Genomic DNA, 21,820 nt, shown 5'->3' on the forward strand with positions numbered 1-21,820 from the left:
TATCTCCCTTAATTTATAACAGACACGCGCAAGTTATTCGATATTTTGAACTTGCTCACGCATCTTTTCTAAAATTGTTTTCGCCTGAACAACAGCAACCGCTGCTTCTGTAGATTGATTTTTTGAGCCAATCGTATTGATTTCACGATGAATCTCCTGCATTAAAAAGTCTAATTTCCGTCCAACTGAAATCGTTTCATGTAACGTTTCTTCTAGTTGATTAAAATGACTATCCAATCTGTCTAATTCCTCAGAAATGTCAACGCGTTCTGCAAAAATCGCTACTTCTGCTAGTAAACGGTCATCTAACAAAGTTCCATCTGCAACTTCTGCAATCCGTTCAACTAATCGTGTACGATATTTTTCAACAGCAAGAGATGAACATGAACGTATTTGGTTCACTTGTTCTTTTAACTGTTCCTTATATTGTACAACAACTTCCTGCAATTCTTGCCCCTCACGCTCACGCATAAGTACGAGCTGTTTTATCGCCTGTGAAATCGCGTGTTCAACAGCACTAAGCAAATCCTCAGGTGTTAATTGTGGTTTTTGCTGTACGAGTGCTTGCTCTAACGATAAAAGCTCCTGCATCGTCCATTTTTCCTCTAGTGGTACTTTACTTGCTAATTGCTCTTTTGCCTTACGATACGCTTCAATTAATGACCAATTAATCTCGATAGATTGCTCTACATTTTCTAAGTCCTTCACATATACCATCACATCAATTTTGCCGCGTGACAAAGCTTGAGAAATAAATTTCTTTGCAAAAATTTCAGCTTCAAGCCATTCTTTCGGAAATTTAGCGTTAATTTCTAAAAAGCGATGGTTGACCGAGCGCATTTCTACGGTTAATTGAAAGTCTCTAGTTGTTGTGACACCTCTGCCAAAACCAGTCATACTACGCACCAAGGTTCGTCACACCTTTCTTTGCATACTGGGAATATTATAACATAAGCTTTATCGAATATGACGAATCTCCAAAAAAAATTGGATCAAATAAAAGCTAATTCTACCACAATTGAAGCTATATTTTAATATTCGCCTAAAAAATGCTATGATAAACATACAATTAGTGCATTGCGGAAGCTTAGAAATAGCAAACGCAAATGCAGCAAGAAAAAATACGAAAGTACCAAGATGCTTGCTATCATTGGAAAGAGGAATTCATATGGCATTTGACGGCTTATTTACTTATTCAATAACGGCCGACCTACAACAGCTTGTGACAGGTCGAATTACTAAAATACATCAACCTAACGCTCAAGAGGTTATTTTGCATGTTCGTGCAAACGGGAAAAATCATAAATTGCTTTTTTCTATTCATTCTTCTTATGCACGAGTGCATCTTACGGAACAATCGATTGAAAATCCAGCAGAGCCTCCTATGTTTTGTATGCTACTGCGCAAGCATTTAGAGGGTGGTTTTATTTCCTCCGTTAAACAGCTTGGATTTGACCGTATTATAATAGTAGAAATCGAAAGTAAAAATGAAATTGGTGACCCTATTGTTAGACAACTACATGCTGAAATTATGGGTAGACATAGTAATCTACTTTTAATTGATAAAGAGCAAGATAAAATTGTCGATAGTTTAAAGCACTTGCCTCCATCTGTAAATAGTTTTCGTACCGTATTACCTGGTCAGCCTTACTTGGCTCCACCAACACAAAATAAATGGAATCCGCTATTAGTTACAGAGGAAGAGCTAGTAACATTTTTTGCGGAAACTAAAAATACCAAAGATGTTGTGACACAATTTACTGGTTTTTCACCTCTTCATGCTGAGGAATTATTGTACCGCATGACATCAGCATCCAATCGAGTACAATGCTTTAAAGAATTTATAGCCAGCTTTGCTAATGGTGGAACGAGCCCAATGTATGTATTGGCTAATCACAAAACTTACTTCTCACCCATTGAGTTAACTCACTTACATGGAGATATGACAGTTTATCCGAATGTTCACGAGCTTCTTGATCGGGTATTCTTTGCACGTGCGGAGCGGGACCGTGTTAAGCAGCAAGCAGGTGATTTAGAAAGATGGCTACAAAATGAAATTGATAAACTGGCTTTAAAAACGAAAAAGCTAACTAAGGACTTTGAGCGTGCCTCAAAGCTCGATCAATTTCAGTTATATGGGGAACTGTTAATGGCTAATATCTACTCCTTTGAAAAGGGTGTCAAGGAAGTAACGGTCATTAATTACTACAGTGAAAATAGCGAGGAGATTACGATTCCTGTCAGTGAGCGTAAAACACCTATAGAAAATGCTCAAAGCTATTATACAAAATATACTAAGGCCAAAAATGCATTAATCATGGTGCAACAACAACTTGAAAAAACAAAAGAAGAAATTACTTACTTTGAAATGCTGGCACAACAAGTGCAGCAAGCAGCACCAGGAGATATTGAAGAAATTCGTGAAGAACTAGCCGAACAGGGCTACTTAAAGCTACGTCATTCTAAGAAAAAGAAAAAGCCTGTGAAACCTGAACCCGAGCGCTATATTTCTTCCACAGGTATAGCCATCTCTGTCGGCAAAAACAACAAGCAAAATGATATGCTGACATTTAAAATTGCAAAACGCACAGATATCTGGTTACACACGAAGGATATTCCAGGCTCTCATGTTGTCATTCATTCTAGTGAACCCGATGAAACAACTCTACGGGAAGCAGCCACATTAGCTGCTTATTTTTCAAAGGCAAGAGAGTCTTCTTCAGTTCCAGTCGATTACACAGACATTCGTCAGGTCAAGAAACCAAATGGGGCTAAACCCGGTTTTGTGATTTACTTCGAACAAAAAACCTTGTATATCGATCCAGATGAGGCACTCATATTACAATTAAAAAAGCAGTCGTAAAGATAGAGACCGAGATAAATTTTCTCGGTTTTTTCTTTTTTTCAATTTATAGCACGTAATCCGTACTATAAATCAATGAAAACAGCCATATCTTGATTGATTCTTACAGACAATCTTCCTTATTATAATAATAATAAAAAAACATATGAATCATCTGAACTGTTTCTTGCAACAGTTATTGACTTCTACCCTTTAGCAAAGCAAAATCAAAATATAAAAGATTGAATAGCATTTCGGAAAGGGCGTATCAATATGTCTGTAGGCAAAAAATTAAGTTTCGGTTTCTTTACCATTATTCTCACGTTAATCATTTCATTAATGATTATGTTCATGCTATTTTCAAACATAGAAAAGAAGATTGAAAATGCATTAGAAGTTCACGTAGCCCTTGTGGAATTAGCAGATGATATTCAATTTGAAATGGCCATGCAAGGTCTATTTATCCGCGCCATTATTATCGAAGACAATCCTGCGAATAAAGAAAGTTTTACAGAGCATGCAAATTTACTCGATAAGCTAGTAGCTGAAATCAACGAAAAATCAAATTCCTCTGAAATGGATACATATGCAAACGAATTAAATACGTTTAATGATGCTTTTAATCAATCAGCTACTGAGGCACTCGCACTTTTTGAAGCAGGCGACCTAGAAGGAGCTTTGCAAAAGGTGAATGGTGAAGTGCAGCAAGCTAATAAAGGCATCCAAGATATATCTAATAAAATTGCGAACTATCAAAAGGGACAACTCGAAACGGTTACACAGGAATCTAAACAAGCTGTGTTCAACTCTCAAATCATTTCAATTATTGCCATCATTATTGGTGTTGTCCTTGGCATTATTCTGATGGTTTATATACAGCGAACTATTTCTCGTCCTTTAAAATCGGTTGTCCATTCGGCAAACCAAATTGCAAACGGAGAACTGTTCCATCAAGATGTCACTCACCATTCTAAAGATGAGATTGGTCAACTTTCAACGGCCTTTAATTCAATGAAAGGCAATCTAAAGAACTTATTAACCCATATTCAAGACAATGCTGAGCATTTAACAGCATCCGTAGAAGAACTTTCTGCTTCTACCGAGGAAATTACTTCCTCCGCTGATGAAATAACGGTACGTATTCATGAAACAGCCAATGTTGCTAAAGCAGCCACAGTTGCTGCCAATGAAAGTGCTCATGCAATGGATGAAACAGCTGTAGGTGTTCAACGTATAGCAGAAGCAACGCAACAACTTCATCACAGTGCGGTAACAACGAATGAATTAGCTACAAACGGGAACAGTACCGTAGAAAATGCTCAACAACAAATGAATGTGATCCATGATTCAACACAAATCATTAATAATCTTGTTCAAAAATTAAGTAAACAATCAGAAGAGATTAGCCAAATCACCACTGTTATTACAGCGATTACCGACCAAACTAATTTATTAGCACTCAATGCTGCCATTGAAGCAGCTCGTGCTGGGGAGCATGGAAAAGGATTTGCGGTTGTCGCTGATGAGGTTCGTAAGTTAGCTGAGGAATCTAAACAATCGGCTAATCAAATTGTTGCCTTAACGCAGGAGATTCAAGAAGATACGCAAAATGTAGAGAAAGCGGTTTTAGATGGCCTCCATTCGGTTACAGACGGCGTCAAAATCATTGGACATGCAGGACAAGCTTTTGAGGCAATCGTGAAAGCCATCAATACAATGACAGATCAAATAGAAGATATATCAGCAACTTCTGAAGAAATTTCAGCTAGCGCAGAACAAGTAGCGGCTTCTGTCGCAGAAATTGCTCACGGCGCTTCAACTAGCTCAGATAGTACACAAATAGTGGCCGCCGCTAGCAAAGAACAAACGATTACGATGCAACAAATCAATCAGGTTGCCGCACATCTAAGTGAAAAGTCCTTAGATTTACAGCATCAAATTAATCAGTTTAAGCTTTAATGAAGTAAATGGTGCATTCTATCTACCGGAATGCACTATTTTTTTATTCATTTTATTATGTAAAACTCCTGAATCATCAAGCACAACACCTCAAACAGGAGATTTGGCAAAGGACTTGAACGTTAAAAAATCAGATTTTTAGTAATTATTTGCATCATCAATCCTCGCCAGTAAGACAAATGACATCCTCAAAAAAACACTACAATTAAAATGGATTAAATTAGCAAAGGACGTACAAAATTCAAGGTTTTTGTATACATCATCTTTTATGAATAAAGCTTAACCTGACTGCATATATACATAGCTAACCGTATTCCAAGGAAATTATTTCAATAGAATATATTTAACATAATCAATTTTTCATTAAATCCATTTTTTTCTTAGTATGGGTACATTTTTTCATAGATTAACTCTATTATTTCTTTTCCCTCTCCACAATTGGATAATCCTAGAAAATTACAAAATAAGTTTCTTATATATCATTAATAGATAGAAATATTCATATTTCGAGATCATAAATTACAAGAAATTACCTGCAAATGTTTGTAATTCACTCAGTTTTACTTAGATTTTCTACAAATCTATACAATATCCTCAAAGTATTACACCTATGACTTTTGTATCATTTTTCAAATATTGATATTATTATCTAAAAAATAGGAATTTTCTATATAGTAAATCATTTTTTTATTTTTATTCTATTTTTGATATTCAGAATAGGTAAATATCAAATTTTTATTACACAAGCACTCTATTTCATTAGCGTGGTAAATCGGAAAAATTTATTATTCTCTTAACTGTCAGATAATACTATATAAATTTGAATCTTTTTTATTTTGTGCACAATGATTTTTTTGGTATATTAAATAGGAGCTTCACAAAAGGCTTAAAAATTGTATAAGGGGGATTCACATGAATAAAAACAAAAAGTTTTTATTACTAACAGTTCTTGCAGTATTTTCTTTAGTACTTGCTGCATGTGGCTTCGGTGGAGATTCGTCTGAAAAATCAAAAGACGATGGAAAAGATTCTGGTTCTTCTGAAACAGCTTCTTCAGGCGGCGAATTAAATGTAGTAGTAGCTTCTGAACCACCATCACTTCATCCTGCATTAGCAACAGATACAACTTCTGGAGTTATTCTTACAAATACTTTTGAAGGATTAACAACGCTTGATGCAGATGCTCGTCCAGTTGCAGCTGCGGCTGAAAGCTGGGAAGTTAGCGAAGATCTAAAAACATACACGTTCAAATTACGTGATGCGAAATGGTCAAACGGAGATCCAGTAGTTGCTGGTGACTTCGAATATGCTTGGAAATGGGCATTAAACCCAGACAATCTTTCTGAATATGCTTCAATCCTTTACTCTATTAAAGGTGCTGCAGCATACAACAATGGTGAAGGTTCTGCTGATGACGTAGGCGTTAAAGCTGAAGATGACAAAACATTAGTAGTAACTTTAGAAAACCCAACACCTTACTTCTTAGAATTAACAGCATTCAAAACATACGCACCATTAAACCAAAAAGTAGTTGAAGGTAATGATGAGTGGTACACAGATGCTGGTGAAAACTTTGTAACAAACGGTCCATTCACATTAGGTGAGTGGAGACACAACGATACAATCGTATTAAAGAAAAACCCAGAATACTGGGATGCTGATAAAGTGGCTTTAGACACTGTTAATATCGGTATGGTTGAATCTGAAGCAACAGCAGTAACAATGTTCAAAGGTGGCGAAATTGATTACCTTGGAGCGCCTTTCCAATCTGTAGCACTTGATGCTATCGATGGATTTAAAGCTGATAAGTCTTTAAATATCAATGACCAAGCTTCTGTATACTGGTACAAGCTAAATACAAAAGATAAAATCACTGGAAACGCTAACATCCGTAAAGCGTTAGCATTAGCAGTTGATCGACAAGCATTAATTGATAATGTTACTAAAGGTGAACAAAAACCTGCATTAGGTATGGTTCCTACTGCGGTTCACGGCTTTGAAGAAGATCGTGGTTACTACAAAGATAACGATATCGAAGGTGCAAAAGCTGCACTTGAAGCTGGTATGAAAGAACTTGGTATTACAAACCCAGCAGATGTAAAAATTAACCTTTCTTATAACACAAGTGAAGCACACGCTGCTATCGCACAATTCGTTCAAGAGGGCTGGACTAAAAACCTTGGTATCACTGTAGGTCTAGATAACTCTGAATGGCAAGTTTATTTAGAAAAACTTAACCAATTAGACTACCAAGTTGGCCGTATGGGCTGGGTTGGTGACTACAATGATGCTTATACTTTCTTAGAAATGTATGACACTGCTGCAAACGGTAACAATGATACAGGTTGGGAAAATGCAGAATACAAAAAATTATTAGATCAATCTAATACAGAAGCAGATCCAGCTAAACGTCTTGAGCTTTTAAAACAAGCTGAATCAATTGCAGTTTCTGAGTTCCCAGTTGTTCCAATTTACTACTACACGAACCTTTCTGTAGTACAAGATTATGTGAAAGACATGAAGGCAGATATCCTTGGTAACATCTCTCTTAAAGAGGTTAAAGTAGAGAAATAATCAACAACATTTCGCTTATTTAGCTCTACAGCGAAGAGCTGCCTCGTAGCCCCTACGGCGCGAGTCAGCTCTTTTTAAAATACGAAGGCATATATTTGTCAGACAATTGACAAATAGAAGGAGGAGTTTTATGTGATTAAATATATTTTGAAAAGGCTGATGTATATACTTCTCGCGCTTTTCGTCATCGTAACTGTTACGTTTTTCTTAATGCGTCTCGCTCCTGGTAGTCCTTTTGCGAGTGAACGTAATTTCCCCCCTCAAATCGAGGAGAAGTTAAACGAAACGTATGGATTAAATAACCCTTGGTATATACAATATAAAGATTATTTAATCGATACGGCCACTTTCAATTTCGGTGAGTCAATGAAATATAAAGCGCGTTCTACAAATGATATGATTTCTGAAAGTTTCCCTGTTTCTTTAACATTAGGGATTGAGGCTATGCTATTAGCAATTGGATTCGGTGTTTTAATTGGCGTAGTTTCCGCGCTATATCATAATAGGTTCCCGGATTATTTGGCAACGTCCTTTGCGGTGCTCGGTATATCAGTACCTTCATTTATCTTAGCAGGTTTAATGCAGTATTTCTTAGCCTTTAAGCTTGGTTGGTTCCCAATCAGTGGATGGAAAGGCTTTGTTTATAGTATATTGCCAGCCCTTGCAATCGCTTTCTCACACATGGGCTTTATTGCAAAGTTAACTCGTTCAAGTATGCTTGAACAAAACAATAGTGAATATGTAAAAATGGCTCGTGCGAAAGGTATTGGTAAATGGACAATCGTATTCCGCCATACATTACGAAATGCCCTATTACCAGTTGTAACGTACATTGGTCCTTTAACAGCTGGGGTTGTTACAGGTAGTTTCATTGTAGAGCAAATTTTCGCTATTCCTGGACTTGGTAAACACTTCGTTCAAAGTATTACAAACCGTGACTATACGGTCATTATGGGTACGACAGTGTTCTATTCCATCATCCTTTTATTTGCGGTATTAATCGTTGATATTCTATATAGCGTAATTGATCCGCGTATCAAGCTGAAAGGAGCGAAAAAATAATGACACAGCAACAAATTGAAAAAGATAAGTTTAAAATTGTTGGTGGCAATCATGAAGCAACGGAAAAATTAGCTGATAAATCAGTCTCCTTTTGGAAAGAAGTATTTCTCCGTTTCTCTCATAATAAATTGGCCATTGTTGGTATAATTATTTTAATCGTTGTCATTTTAATGGCAATTTTTGTACCAATTTTATCTCAATATAAAGCAAGTGATCAGCTTGGTGTATATAATGCACCACCATCTGCACAATTTTGGTTTGGAACAGATGATCTAGGTCGTGACATTTTCGTTCGTATTTGGGAAGGAGCTCGTATTTCCCTATTTATCGGAATTGCTGCGGCGATTATTGACTTAATTATCGGTGTTATTTGGGGAAGTATTTCAGGTTTATCAGGCGGTCGCGTTGATAATATTATGATGCGTATTGCTGACGTTTTAACAGCTGTACCTTACCTTTTAGTAGTAATCGTACTTTTAGTTGTTATGCAACCAGGTTTATTCCCTATGATTATTGCCTTGTCTATCACTGGATGGATTAATATGGCACGTATCGTTCGTGGTGAAGTATTATCTATTAAAAATCAAGAATACGTTCTTGCTGCTCGTACATTAGGTGCAAGTACAGGACATTTAATTATTAAACACTTAGTTCCGAATGCTCTTGGTGCCATTTTAGTAACGATGACTTTAACAATCCCATCTGCTATCTTCACTGAGTCATTCCTAAGTTATCTTGGTCTTGGGGTTCCTGCTCCAACTGCTTCATGGGGTACAATGGCTTCTGACGGTAATAAGGCTATAGCTAATGCACCATGGCGTTTGATTTTCCCAGCAGTATTTATCTCACTAACAATTTTTGCGTTTAACGCAGTTGGTGACGGCTTACGTGATGCTCTAGATCCAAAACTACGTAAATAAGGAGGTGGCCGAAAATGAGTAAAACAATTCTTGAAGTAAAAGATTTAAAAATTAACTTTAAAACTTATGCAGGGCTTGTTCATGCTGTACGTGGTGTTAACTTTGATTTAAAGGAAGGTGAAACACTAGCTATAGTTGGTGAATCAGGTTCGGGTAAAAGTGTTACGAGTAATGCATTAATGAAACTAATTCCGCAGCCACCTGGTATTTATGAGTCAGGACAAATATTATTTAATGGCCGTGATTTAGTTCCGTTAACTGATAAGGAAATGTCTAAAGTACGCGGAAATGAAATTGCGATGATTTTCCAAGATCCAATGACAAGTTTGAATCCAACTATGAAGGTCGGACGTCAAATAACTGAAGTAATTTTGCAACATAGAAAAGTTTCTAAAGTAGATGCAAAAAAACGTGCCATTGAGCTTTTAACACAGGTAGGTATCCCCTTCCCTGAGAAACGCTATAATCAGTATCCACATGAGTTTTCAGGTGGGATGCGTCAACGTGTTGTAATTGCGATCGCCCTGGCGGCTGATCCTAAGCTATTGATTGCCGATGAGCCAACAACAGCTCTAGACGTTACCATTCAAGCACAAATTTTAGAGCTAATGAAGGAAATTCAAAAGAACTCGAAAACATCTATCATTTTCATTACACACGATTTAGGTGTTGTGGCGAACATTGCAGACCGTGTAGCCGTAATGTACGCTGGGCAAATCGTGGAGTATGGTACTGTTAATGATATTTTCTATAATCCTAAGCATCCATACACATGGGGTCTACTAGGTTCAATGCCTGATCTAGATAATGATACGGATGAGTTATTGCGCACGATTCCTGGTTCACCACCAGATCTTACGAATCCACCTAAAGGGGATGCATTTGCAGCACGTAACGAGTTCGCAATGGCCATTGATTATGAACAAGAACCGCCAATGTTCCAAGTGAGTGAAACGCATTTTGCAAAAACGTGGTTATTGCATCCTGATGCACCAAAGATTCCTCTTCCTGAAGCAGTTGCTAAACGTATTGAAGGGTATTTAGCAAAGGAGGCACAAGAAAATGACTAAAACTGGTGCTAAAAAAATTCTTGAAATTAAAAACTTAAAGCAGCATTTTGGATCACCAAGTAATCCAATCAAAGCCGTAGATGGTATTAGCTTCGATGTTTATGAAGGTGAGACACTTGGTCTTGTAGGCGAATCAGGTTGTGGAAAGTCAACAACGGGTCGTTCAATCATTCGATTATATGATATTACAGGTGGCGAGATTGTTTTCGATGGGGAAAATGTTCATGGAAAAAAATCAAAAAGTGAGTTAAAGAATTTTAACCGCCAAATGCAAATGATTTTCCAAGATCCTTATGCTTCTTTAAATCCTCGTATGACAGCTGGTGAAATCATTGGTGAAGCCTTTGATATCCATGGCCTATACAAGGAGAAAAATGAACGTCGTGCAAAAATTCAAGAGCTACTTGAAGCTGTTGGTTTAAACAAAGAGCACGCGAATCGTTACGCACATGAATTCTCTGGTGGTCAACGCCAACGTATTGGCATTGCCCGTGCGCTAAGCTTAGATCCTAAGTTTATCATTGCTGATGAGCCAATCTCGGCGCTTGACGTATCCATTCAAGCTCAGGTTGTTAACTTACTAAAACAACTTCAAAAAGAACGTGGCTTAACATATCTTTTCATTGCCCATGACCTTTCGATGGTAAAATACATCAGTGACCGTATTGCTGTAATGTACCGCGGTAAAATCATGGAAATCGGTAAAGCAGATGATATTTACAATCACGCTGTCCACCCGTATACAAAATCTTTATTATCAGCAATCCCACTTCCTGATCCAATGTCAGAGAAACGTCGTCAACGTATTCCGTACAAGCATACTGAAGTTGACGAAACTGCATCGTATCATGAAGTAGGCGACCAACACTATGTATATGGCACTGCTGATTTAGTTAAAACTTGGGTTAATAATCGATAAAAACTAACCGTATATCCATCCATTGGAACTTCCCAATGGATGGATTTTTAATTGGGATATTAATGTCTTTTCCCCTTTTAGCTTATTTTAAGCCAGTTACACTTCTTTTTTTGAAAAAAACAGCCTTTCTTCTATCAAGAAAGACTGCTTCTTCGATACCAATTATTTTATTGGAGCATCTGCTGTTAATTCAATATCTTGCAGTTCTGTAGAATTTCCATATTCCACATTGTAGTTTTTCACGCGTTTATTAACAGGTATAACTTCTGTACGGAAGAAAGTCGGTACTACCATAGCTTTTTCGCTCATATATTCTTGCCAAGCTCTAAATGCTTTTGTACGTGTATCTTGATCCATAGCATCTTCTGAGTCAATAGCGTCTAATAATTTTGTTAGTTCAGGAGATACATAACGGCTAAAGTTAAACTCAGCACCTTCTCCATATAAACCTTTTGGAGATGGATTTGTTCCAGTTCCCCATGCAGCTTGATACATATCAATTTCAGGATCATCTGCTTGAACTTTATCATAGAAAGCGTTGAATTCGATAAGACGACCAGTAGTTAATTGTACGTCTAATCCTACTTCTTTCCAGTTTTGACGGAAATATTCAACAATCGCTTCATCTGTTTCTGAACCAGCCATTGAAGCTAAGCGAATAGAGAATTTCTTCCCATCTTTATCTTCACGAATGCCATCACCGTCAACATCTTTAAAGCCAGCTTTATCTAATAATTCTTTTGCTTTCTCAGGATCATAATTATAGCCTTCTAATGTTGCATCGTAGAATGATGTAAATACTGGTGGGATTAAAGAATTTCCGCGCTCACGTAAGCCTTGATAGAATTTTTCTGCAACACCTTCAACATCCATTGCAAACGCAACAGCCTGACGTAATTCAATACTATTCATTTTTGACTTTTCATCAAATACGTTTACTTTATTTGTTGTATCATATTTCCCTAATTTAAAGCCGATATAAGAATATGATAATTCTGGTCGACCTAATATTGCTAAGTTTTGTAGATCCTTAATACTATCGTACTGATTAGTTGGATATGATGTTGCAAGATCATATTTCCCTGTTCTTAGTGCTTCACCAATTGAAGTTGGTGGAACAACCTCAAGTACAACTTTATCAACTTTCGGTTTACCTTTATAATAGTTTTCATTAGCAACAAACTGTACTGACTCACCATTAACGACTTTATCAATTTTAAATGCACCAAGTGTTACTGGATTTTTACGCACTGCATCTGAAGCAAGTAAATCTTTCACTGGGATCGATTCTAATTGATGTTTAGGCTCTGCATACGCCCATAAACCATCACCAATAGAGTAAATAGCTGGTGATACTTTTTTAAGTTGGATTTTAATACTCTTCTCATCAACTTTTGTAATACCTGAAATTGTATCTGCTTTACCATTATGATACTCTTCTGCACCAACAATATTTTTAAAATCATCATCATATCGAACACCTGTATAATCTGGATGACCAATTAGCTCGTATGGGAAAATTAAATCATCAGCAGTTAATGGTGTACCATCTGACCATTTATAATCACCTTGAATTGTAACTGTTGCTGTTTTTGCTTCTGCATCAACGTCTAATTTTGCAATACCTTTGTCTGTAACAAGGAAGTTCCCATCTTGTTCAAAAAGTACATTTGAAGCGAATGCTAGAATTTCTGAATCATAAGCATCCTCGTATAGTTCCCAGTTAAAAATACCTTGGAATGGAGAGCTTGTTACAAGTCCTACGCGTAAAGTACCACCTTGGATTGCGTCTCCTTCATTTGTTACGTCCATTGGTAATAATGAATCTTTCGTTTCTTCTGATTCGCCTGCTTTTTCTGTTTCACCTGATTTTTCTGTGTTATCAGTTTCCGTGCCTTTTTCAGACCCATTGCCTCCACCAGTGCAGGCTGCTAAAACTAGCATGAATGCAAATAGAATGGACAAAAATAACCAATTCTTCTTCATGTGTAAATCCTCCCCTTTATCCTAATCGTTGTTTTGCGTCAGCTGCACGTCTTAACGCTTGACCGACATAATTTATACCAAGCATCAATACTAGAATTAATAATGATGCGGGCAACCAAATCCACCATTTTGAAGATAATACTATCGGGTTTGTTGCATAGCTTACTAGCGTCCCTAAGCTAGGTGTAGATGGCGGTAAACCAAAGCCTAAGAATGATAGACCCGTTTCAATGCCCACATTTCCTGCAAAGTTTAACGTTAATTCTACTATTAGCAACGAACTTAAATTTGGTAGTATCCCTTTAAACATAATGGCAAAATCACTAGTCCCCATTGTTTTAGAGGCACTAACATAATCTCTACGTCCTTCAGATAAAGCTTTACTTCTGACGAGACGCGCAGTCCCTATCCATTGAAAGGCACTTAAAATCAAAATCAACTCAAAAACACCATATTTCGGAAGAATTGTAACTAACACAATGATAATCATTAATGTCGGTAGGGTCATAAGGAAATCAATGATACGCATAAATAAATTATCGATGAAGCCGCCATAATAGCCCATTATAATACCTAGTGCGATCCCTAAAGCATTCGCAATAAGGGTAATAGCAACTGCAATTAATATAGAATTTTTTGCACCAATAATTAGCTGTCCATACATATCACGACCAGCCTCATCAGCCCCAAGAATATATCCATTAACACCAGGCTCTGTAAAACGCTCTAATAATTTAATCCGTAATATTTCATCCTGATTCATAAAGGCGGACATAATCAATATTACAATTATAAGCAATGTTATTCCAATAAATGACAACAACGCTAATTTATCTTTTCTGAATTCACGGATCACGACTTGAATTCCTGTTGGTGGCATACTTTCAACTTTCACTACATCATTTTTTTGCTCCATTTTATTCACCTCTCCTTATGCGTTGAATGTAACTGTTAGTCTATGCGGATACGTGGATCAACAATGCTCATAATGATATCTGACAATAGACTACCTAATAACGCTAAGAAGCCATAAAGCATAACAAGAGCTGTAATAACACTATAATCGCGACTTGTTACGGAATGGATGAATAATTGACCCATGCCCGGGAAGCCAAAAATTGTCTCTATGAAAATCGAGCCGCCTAATAAACCTGTAATTGTAAAGCCAAGGAAGGCTGCAATTGGTAATAAAGAGTTACGGAAAATATGTCTTCTATAGATTTTTTTCATCGGCACGCCTTTACTACGAGCTGTCTTAACATAATCCTGTGTTTTAGCATCAATAATTTCTGAACGTAAGTATTGAATAATCGTCGTTGTCGCTAAAATGGCATACGTCATTGCAGGTAGTATTAAATGATACAAGCGATTCCAATAATACTCGAGCGTTCCAGGCTCTACACCTACATCGACTGTTCCACTCGTCGGAAACCACATTAAACGATAGCCAAAAATATATAAGAAAATTAAGCCCAATACAAAGGTTGGTATTGCATAGCTTATAAAGCTATACAGAGTAATCGACTTATCATACAAAGTATCCTGCTTACGTCCAGCTATCATTCCTAAAGGGATAGCAATTAAATAAACAAGGATGGTACTAAGTAGGGCAAGCCAAAATGTGTTTAATGCACGCTCGCCAATCAATGAGGACACTGCAAGTTTATATGTATAGCTTTGTCCAAAATCACCCTGAAAGGCATTGATCACCCAATGATAATATTGTACATACCATGGATCATAATAACCCGCTTGAATTCTAAGTTCTTCTATACGTGCAGGGTCTGTTTCTGGGGTAATTAACCCTGTAAAAGGATCCCCTGGCATTTGTTTTGCTAAAATAAAAATAATTAAGCTTAATACAAACATTTGAGGAATCATTAAAATTACTCTTCTAGCTATTGTTTTCCACATTTCACATTCCTCCTGACATTGCAACCATATGTGTGTCTGAAATGGATTTCAGTGGATAGACTTTACCATGCTCATCATAGTATTTATGTTGCTCTTGTTGATAATTTCCTTCTACTTGTTGTCGAACTAATTTACGTTCATTCCTAGTCTCTGGTTCGATATTTGGAATGGCTGATAAAAGTCGGTTCGTATATATATGCTGCGGATTTTTATAAATATCATGTCTTGTGCCAGTTTCCACAAAGCGTCCTTTATACATAATAGAAATGTGATCGCACATATGTTTAACAACGCCTAAATCATGGGAAATGAATAAGTACGTTAGACCATACTCATTTTGAATATCTTTCATAAAATTCAACACTTGTGCCTGTACAGATAAATCAAGCGCTGAAACAGGTTCATCGGCAATAATCATTTTAGGGTTACAAGCAACCGCTCGCGCAATGCCCAGGCGTTGCTTTTGACCACCTGAAAATTCATGAGGATACTTTAGTAAAACATCTTCTGACATCCCAACAATAGCAAGCAACTCTTTAATGCGCTTGCGTTCCTCTTGGTCACTAAGCTTCATAAAATTACGAATAGGCTCGGCTAGTATATCGAGAACGCGTTTTCTAGGGTTCATACTAGAATGAGAGTCTTGGAAAATCATTTGTATGTCTCTGTTATAGGCAGAATCCCTTTTTCTCTGCTGATTTGTCACATTTTCACCCTCATAATAAATTTGACCTGAGGTGATTTTTTCTAAGCCAATGATCGCTTTTCCTGTTGTTGATTTACCTGATCCTGATTCTCCGACTAACCCATATGTCTTGCCCTTTTCGAACTCCATTGTTACGCCATCCACTGCATATACTCGATCAACAACGGTATTAAAAAATCCACCACGTATTGGATAGTGAACACTTAAATCTTTAATTTGCATAAAGCTCATACAGTCCCGCCCCCTTCTTCACCTTCAAAATGAAAGTGTTTCCAGCAGGTACATCTCACAAAATGTCCTGGTGCAATTTCATGTAATTGTGGTTTTGCTTCGTGTGACGATGTATCAATCCACGGAATACGTCCTGAAAAACGACAACCTTCTCGAGGTAAATTAATTAAGGATGGTACCATTCCTTGAATAACCTCGAGTCTTTCATTTTCGCTATGTGTTTGTGGAATTGAATTTAATAGTGAACGAGTGTAAGGGTGCCTTGGATTATTGAATAACTCCTGAACGGGCGCCTCTTCTACGACTTCACCTGCGTACATAACTACAACTCGGTCAGCCATCTCTGCTACAACACCTAAATCATGCGTAATGAGAATAATGCCTGTCTCCGTCTCCGTCTGTAATGCTTTTAACAGGTCCAGAATTTGGGCCTGAATTGTAACATCTAAAGCTGTTGTTGGTTCATCAGCAATTAAAATAGCAGGCTTACATGATAAGGCGATTGCAATCATGACACGTTGACGCATTCCCCCGGATAATTGATGAGGAAATTGTCTAGCCACACGTTCTGGGTTTGCAATCCCAACTTGATTTAGTAATTCTAATACTCTTTCACTTCGCTGTTGTTTTGAAAGCTTTGTATGATAGATTAACCCCTCTTCAATTTGTTCGCTAATTCTCATTAAAGGGTTAAGTGCTGAAAGTGGGTCCTGAAAAATAAATCCTATATCATTACCACGTAAGTTATTAAATTGTTGGTCATTCAATTTAGCTAGATTTTGATTATTATAAAAAATATCACCAGTAACCTTTGTATTTACTTCGTTGTGCAAACCTACAATTGTAGTCGCTAACGTACTTTTACCACAACCGGATTCTCCGACTATTGCTAATACCTCATTTTTTTGAAGTGAAAGCGAGACATCATCTACAGCAGCGTGGTATGTATCCTTTATGCGAAAACTTGTAGTCAAATTTGTTATTGTGAGTAAGTCTTTTGCTGTATTCAAACAATCTCTCCTCTATAATTCAATATTCTGAAAATACAAACGATACTTTATATCAGAATTATATTTAGTTTTTCTCTCTTCTCCTCTCCTTTTTATTTTGGCAAATGTGATTTTAATAAATTTTTCGCCTTTAACTCGTCATTCACTAATAGAATTATCTGAAAATTAAACTGTGCTATTATTTTAGCTAGAAAACATGTATAAACGCAAGTCCCTTTTTCAAATTTTTTCAATACAGCTTATAAATTTCCACCAGACATCTCCGTTTTAAAAATAATTTTTATATATTTTGGTTGTAAAAAATATTTTACTTTACCTTTACAAAGTTATAATTTTTATAAATAAAAATTATTTAAATATAACAAAATAATTCATGCCATATATTTATATTCACAAAGAAAATGCTTTTAATCTCAAAGAAACAAGTAATTCATAGCAAAAAATTAAAAGTTAACTTTTAGGGTAAAGTTATATTTCACACATTTTTACTTTCAATGAATAATTTCGGGCGTTGAAGTGCTAATATTTCAAATTACTTTGAGAAAACAATTTAAAGCTTTTAATGGTTGGCTATCTACCATACTTCTTAATTATTCCGAATTGACAAATTTTTATATAATATTCAATATAAAAATACTATTTAGAATATTTTTAAAGGAAATTACATGTTTTTATGTTAAAATTTCCAATGACAAAGTTTTATTATATTATTTTTTAATTTCATCATAAGGAAAGGTTGTCTGTGATGGCAAAAATTAATGATGCATGGTTTACAGTAGAAGAAATCAATAATGAAACGTATGCTATAAGTGAATATGGTCATTGGGAAAAAGTGCATTCTTTTTTATTGCTTGGGGAAAACCGCGCTGTTCTCATTGATACAGGTCTTGGAATCGATCATATTCAAAGGATTAGTAAACAATTAACCTCTCTGCCTATTACTGTGATTACAACACATGTCCATTGGGATCATATTGGTAGTCATGGGGCGTTTGATGACATTTATGTTCATAAAGAGGAAGTTGATTGGCTAATCCATGGTATCCCTAAATTATCTATCGAACAGATTAGAACGGATGTTGGACGTAATATTACGTTACCCACACCCAAAACATTTAATCCCTCTCACTACAAGCCATTTCAGGGACAGCCTTCAAGTGTATTAGAAGATGGCGATGTTATAAATATAGGGAACCGAAAATTATCTATTCTTCACACGCCAGGGCACTCTCCTGGCCATATTGCGCTTTTGGATCATAAATATGGTTATTTGTTTACAGGGGACTTACTATATGATCAAGCTCCTATTTATGCATTCTTTCCAACTACTAGCCCTGAGGATTTAGTCCAATCTTTAGAGAAGATAGCTAACTTATCTTCTCTTACTAAAATTTTTGGTTCACATCATACATTAGGTCTTGAACCTTCTATCTTACTAGAGGTGAAAAAGGCAGTTATTACACTTCGAGAGAATAATCTAGTACGTTTTGGGACAGGTATACATCGTTTTAATGGTTTTAGTATTCAATTTTAAATACCCTTTCCCTATTTAAATAGGAAGAAAAAAGCTGTTCTACAGGTCAAATAACCTATAGAACAGCTTTTCTTTATAGCTCTCCAGCCTTTAATTTCGCATGCCACTCTTTTAAGAATGGGATATCATCTTCTTTAATCGCACCTGATTCATTTGCTGCTTCAATCAGATAATCGAAGTTAGTTAATGAGACATATTGGATGCCTGCTTCATCAAATGCTTGTTCAGCTCGTGGGAGATTATATGTGTAGACACAAACAACTCCTAGTACTTCACAGCCTGCTGCACGTAATGCTTCAACTGCCGTGATCGAAGAACCACCTGTTGAGACGATATCCTCTACTACAACTACTTTTTGACCTGCTGCGTATTTTCCTTCAATTTGATTGCCACGGCCATGTTCTTTCGCTTTAGAGCGTACATAAACCATTGGTAATTCTAAAATATCACTTACCCATGCTGCATGTGGGATACCTGCTGTTGCTGTACCTGCTACTATTTCCGCCGCACCGAAATTTTCTTTAATTACAGCTGCTAAGCCATTTGCAAGTTGTTTACGAATACTAGGGTCCGAGATTGTTAAACGTGTATCACAGTATATAGGTGATTGAATACCAGATGCCCATGTAAATAATTCAGTTGGATTTAATTCTACAGCACCCACCTTTAGCATAGCGTGTGCAATTTCATTTTGTAATGTCATTATTTATGCCTCCCATAATTCATTTACGATTTTATATGCCTCTACTGGATCCTGTGCACCTGTTACAGCACGCCCAACAACGATGAGTGACGAACCATCACGCTTTGCCCCATCCGGTGTGGCAATACGTTTTTGATCGTGTGCAGCGCCACCTGCTAAACGAATCCCAGGTGTTACACGAAGAAAATCATCACCACACACTTCAGCTATTGCCTTCGCCTCGTGAACTGAACAAACCACACCTTGTAAGCCAGCTTGTTTTGTTAGACGCGCATAATGTAGAACAGACTCCTGTAAGGATAAAGTAATTTTTTGCTCCGCCTGCATTTGCTCCTCTGTTGTGGAAGTTAATTGTGTTACGGCGATTAATGCTGGACGTTCCTTCCCAGCAGTTGTTCCGGCTTCTAGACCTTCTAGGGCAGCCTCCATCATTGGACGACCACCTGCCGCATGGACATTCACTAGATTTACGCCTAGTTTTGCTAAGCCCTTCATAGCAGAGCCTACTGTATTCGGGATATCATGCAGTTTTAAATCAAGAAAAATATCATGACCTAATTCTTTTACTTTGCGAACAATATCAGGGCCTTCTTGCATATATAATTCCATACCAATTTTCACGAAAAGAGGCTCATGGAAGTGCTTTAAGAAATCGAATACTTCTTTTTCTCCCGGAAAATCTAATGCTAGTATAGGTTTAGTATTCATTAACGATGGCTCCTTCCAATAATATCTGTTAGATGTTCTACTCCAAGTGCGTCAAGTTTTGCTGGTAATTCATCAATTATATTTGGGCAAACGAAGTGGTCTACAAAATTTGCTGTGCCTACTGCTACAGCCGAAGCACCTGCCGACATAAAATCAATGACATCCTGTGCTTCTGTCACACCTCCCATGCCAATTATCGGAATATTGACTGCCTTGTATACTTCATAAACCATACGGATCGCTACGGGCTTTACAGCAGGGCCCGATAGGCCACCTGTGCCATTCGCGATAACTGGTTTTCCTGTCCGTTCATCTAAACGCATACCTATTAATGTGTTAATCATCGTTATACCATCTGCGCCACCCGCTTCCACAGCCAAAGCAATGTCTACGATATTCGTTACATTGGGTGATAGCTTCACATAGACAGGAACAGTAGATACAGCTTTAACCGCCTTCACAAGCTCTCGCGCTGTGGCAGGGTCTGTCCCAAATTGAATGCCACCACATTTAACATTTGGACATGAAATATTCAGCTCTAATGCTTTAACATTAGGTGCTGCCGAAATACGTCTTGCTACTTCTACATAATCCGCAGTCTCCGTCCCGGCCACATTAGCGATGATTGGCACATCATAGCCCTCTAAAAATTTTAATTCCTCATTCATCACTTTTTCAATGCCTGGATTTTGTAGGCCAATTGCATTTAACATCCCTGCTGCTGTTTCAGCCACACGCGGCGTTGGATTACCTGCACGAGTTTCAACTGTTGTTGCTTTTATCATGATTGCCCCTAGCTTAGATAGATCGTAAAGCTGTGCATATTCACGTCCAAAGCCAAAGCAGCCGGAAGCTGGCATAATAGGGTTTTTTAAATCTAAACCTGGTAATTGAATGTTTAAACGACTCATAATGCCACCGTACCTTTCGGGAAAACTGGACCATCCGAGCATACTTTGACATAATCTTTTGCTACTTGATCGGTTGTTTTGCAGACACATGCAAAACAACCACCAATACCGCAGCCCATACGCTCTTCAAATGATAAATAACCTTCTTTTTCTGGATAGAAGCCTTCAAGTGCTTTTAACATTGGGAGAGGACCGCAAGAATAAAAGACATCAAATTCAGGTGCTCGAGACTCTAACACATTTGTCACAAAGCCTTTTATCCCTTTAGAGCCGTCAACCGTTACATAGTGCGTTTCTCCAAGGGCACTGAATTCTTCCTCGTAGAAGCATACATCTTCCGTTTGAAAGCCAAGCACATGTATTGTTTTTACACCACGTGCGTGTAATTGCTTGGAAAGCTCGTGTAGTGGAGGTACTCCGATTCCTCCACCCACTAGCAGGGCTGTTCCTCCCTCTTTTACTGCGTCTACTGGGAAACCATTGCCAATTGGTCCAAGGACATTGACCTGTTGACCTTCACGATTTGTCGCTAACACTTTTGTACCACGACCCTCAGCACGGTAGATCATTGTAAATTCATTGTTGTCTTTATCTATATTTGCAATACTAATCGGTCGACGTAAAAGCGGCTCCAATGAATCCGACACCTTTACATGGACAAACTGGCCAGGAGTCATATCCTGAACCAGTTGACCATGAAGTGTCAGTTCGAAAATGTTTGTCGCAATTTGCTTTTGAGAGACGACCGTCATTTTCTCTTGACGTATCATA

General features: G+C 37.3%; 18 protein-coding genes. 8 read left to right on the top strand and 10 right to left on the bottom strand.

Annotated elements, in window-relative coordinates; translation table 11 throughout:
• Positions 1–33: 33 nt before the first annotated feature.
• Positions 34–897: a YicC/YloC family endoribonuclease gene (locus AC07YC_RS03060; protein ID WP_008173789.1), complete on the bottom strand. Its 864-nt coding sequence runs from the start codon at positions 895–897 to the stop codon at positions 34–36.
• A gap of 271 nt (positions 898–1,168) precedes the next feature.
• On the opposite strand from AC07YC_RS03060, the gene AC07YC_RS03065 reads away from it, so the two are divergent.
• The 7 genes from AC07YC_RS03065 (at position 1,169) to AC07YC_RS03095 (ending at position 11,346) form a co-directional block, all read left to right on the top strand.
• Positions 1,169–2,863, top strand: a complete 1,695-nt coding sequence (locus AC07YC_RS03065; protein ID WP_336634384.1) for an Rqc2 family fibronectin-binding protein — start codon at positions 1,169–1,171, stop codon at positions 2,861–2,863.
• Positions 2,864–3,115: 252 nt separating this feature from the next.
• Positions 3,116–4,801 (top strand): methyl-accepting chemotaxis protein, encoded by a 1,686-nt coding sequence (locus AC07YC_RS03070; RefSeq protein ID WP_336634385.1) that lies wholly within the window; start codon positions 3,116–3,118, stop codon positions 4,799–4,801.
• Between the two features lie 912 nt (positions 4,802–5,713).
• Positions 5,714–7,375, top strand: a complete 1,662-nt coding sequence (locus tag AC07YC_RS03075; RefSeq protein ID WP_025113885.1) for a peptide ABC transporter substrate-binding protein — start codon at positions 5,714–5,716, stop codon at positions 7,373–7,375.
• Between the two features lie 132 nt (positions 7,376–7,507).
• Positions 7,508–8,437, top strand: coding sequence for an ABC transporter permease (locus AC07YC_RS03080; protein ID WP_025113884.1), 930 nt, complete (start codon positions 7,508–7,510; stop codon positions 8,435–8,437).
• Entirely contained in the window at positions 8,437–9,357 is a 921-nt protein-coding gene (locus AC07YC_RS03085; protein WP_336634386.1) for an ABC transporter permease, read from the top strand. The genes AC07YC_RS03080 and AC07YC_RS03085 overlap by 1 nt, the downstream gene beginning before the upstream one ends.
• Before the next feature lie 14 nt (positions 9,358–9,371).
• A complete protein-coding gene (locus AC07YC_RS03090) occupies positions 9,372–10,427 on the top strand; it encodes an ABC transporter ATP-binding protein (protein WP_025113882.1) in 1,056 nt (351 codons plus the stop codon).
• Positions 10,420–11,346: an ABC transporter ATP-binding protein gene (locus AC07YC_RS03095; protein WP_494918331.1), complete on the top strand. Its 927-nt coding sequence runs from the start codon at positions 10,420–10,422 to the stop codon at positions 11,344–11,346. The genes AC07YC_RS03090 and AC07YC_RS03095 overlap by 8 nt, the downstream gene beginning before the upstream one ends.
• A 162-nt stretch (positions 11,347–11,508) precedes the next feature.
• Here AC07YC_RS03095 and AC07YC_RS03100 read toward each other — a convergent pair whose 3' ends face one another.
• From AC07YC_RS03100 to AC07YC_RS03120, 5 genes are read right to left on the bottom strand one after another with little or no spacing between them, the layout of a single operon-like run.
• Entirely contained in the window at positions 11,509–13,332 is a 1,824-nt protein-coding gene (locus AC07YC_RS03100) for an oligopeptide ABC transporter substrate-binding protein (RefSeq protein ID WP_336634388.1), read from the bottom strand.
• Positions 13,333–13,348: 16 nt separating this feature from the next.
• Complete coding sequence (locus tag AC07YC_RS03105; protein ID WP_036123841.1) at positions 13,349–14,248, bottom strand: ABC transporter permease; 900 nt, start codon at positions 14,246–14,248, stop codon at positions 13,349–13,351.
• A gap of 35 nt (positions 14,249–14,283) precedes the next feature.
• Positions 14,284–15,246 carry an oligopeptide ABC transporter permease gene (gene opp4B / locus AC07YC_RS03110; protein WP_008173810.1) on the bottom strand — a complete coding sequence of 321 codons (963 nt, stop codon included), beginning with the start codon at positions 15,244–15,246 and terminating at the stop codon, positions 14,284–14,286.
• A gap of 1 nt (position 15,247) precedes the next feature.
• Positions 15,248–16,183 carry an ATP-binding cassette domain-containing protein gene (locus AC07YC_RS03115; RefSeq protein WP_036226359.1) on the bottom strand — a complete coding sequence of 312 codons (936 nt, stop codon included), beginning with the start codon at positions 16,181–16,183 and terminating at the stop codon, positions 15,248–15,250.
• Positions 16,180–17,193: an ABC transporter ATP-binding protein gene (locus AC07YC_RS03120; RefSeq protein WP_241601906.1), complete on the bottom strand. Its 1,014-nt coding sequence runs from the start codon at positions 17,191–17,193 to the stop codon at positions 16,180–16,182. The genes AC07YC_RS03115 and AC07YC_RS03120 overlap by 4 nt, the downstream gene beginning before the upstream one ends.
• A 745-nt stretch (positions 17,194–17,938) precedes the next feature.
• Between AC07YC_RS03120 and AC07YC_RS03125 the strand changes: the two genes are divergently transcribed.
• Positions 17,939–18,727: an MBL fold metallo-hydrolase gene (locus AC07YC_RS03125; protein ID WP_494918332.1), complete on the top strand. Its 789-nt coding sequence runs from the start codon at positions 17,939–17,941 to the stop codon at positions 18,725–18,727.
• Positions 18,728–18,800: 73 nt separating this feature from the next.
• Here the strand turns inward: AC07YC_RS03125 and pyrE are convergent, their stop codons facing one another.
• The 4 genes from pyrE to AC07YC_RS03145 are packed head-to-tail and all read right to left on the bottom strand — an operon-like array spanning position 18,801 to position 21,819.
• On the bottom strand, positions 18,801–19,430 hold the full coding sequence (pyrE, locus tag AC07YC_RS03130) for an orotate phosphoribosyltransferase (RefSeq protein ID WP_494918333.1): 630 nt from the start codon (positions 19,428–19,430) through the stop codon (positions 18,801–18,803).
• 3 nt (positions 19,431–19,433) lie between these two features.
• Positions 19,434–20,138: an orotidine-5'-phosphate decarboxylase gene (gene pyrF, locus AC07YC_RS03135; protein WP_494918335.1), complete on the bottom strand. Its 705-nt coding sequence runs from the start codon at positions 20,136–20,138 to the stop codon at positions 19,434–19,436.
• A complete protein-coding gene (locus AC07YC_RS03140; protein WP_336634392.1) occupies positions 20,138–21,049 on the bottom strand; it encodes a dihydroorotate dehydrogenase in 912 nt (303 codons plus the stop codon). Before AC07YC_RS03140 ends, pyrF begins: the two co-directional genes overlap by 1 nt.
• Positions 21,046–21,819 carry a dihydroorotate dehydrogenase electron transfer subunit gene (locus AC07YC_RS03145; protein ID WP_494918336.1) on the bottom strand — a complete coding sequence of 258 codons (774 nt, stop codon included), beginning with the start codon at positions 21,817–21,819 and terminating at the stop codon, positions 21,046–21,048. The genes AC07YC_RS03140 and AC07YC_RS03145 overlap by 4 nt, the downstream gene beginning before the upstream one ends.
• Between the last annotated feature and the right edge of the window lies 1 nt (position 21,820).

The sequence above is a fragment of the Lysinibacillus sp. GW247-5R2A genome, assembly GCF_059424475.1.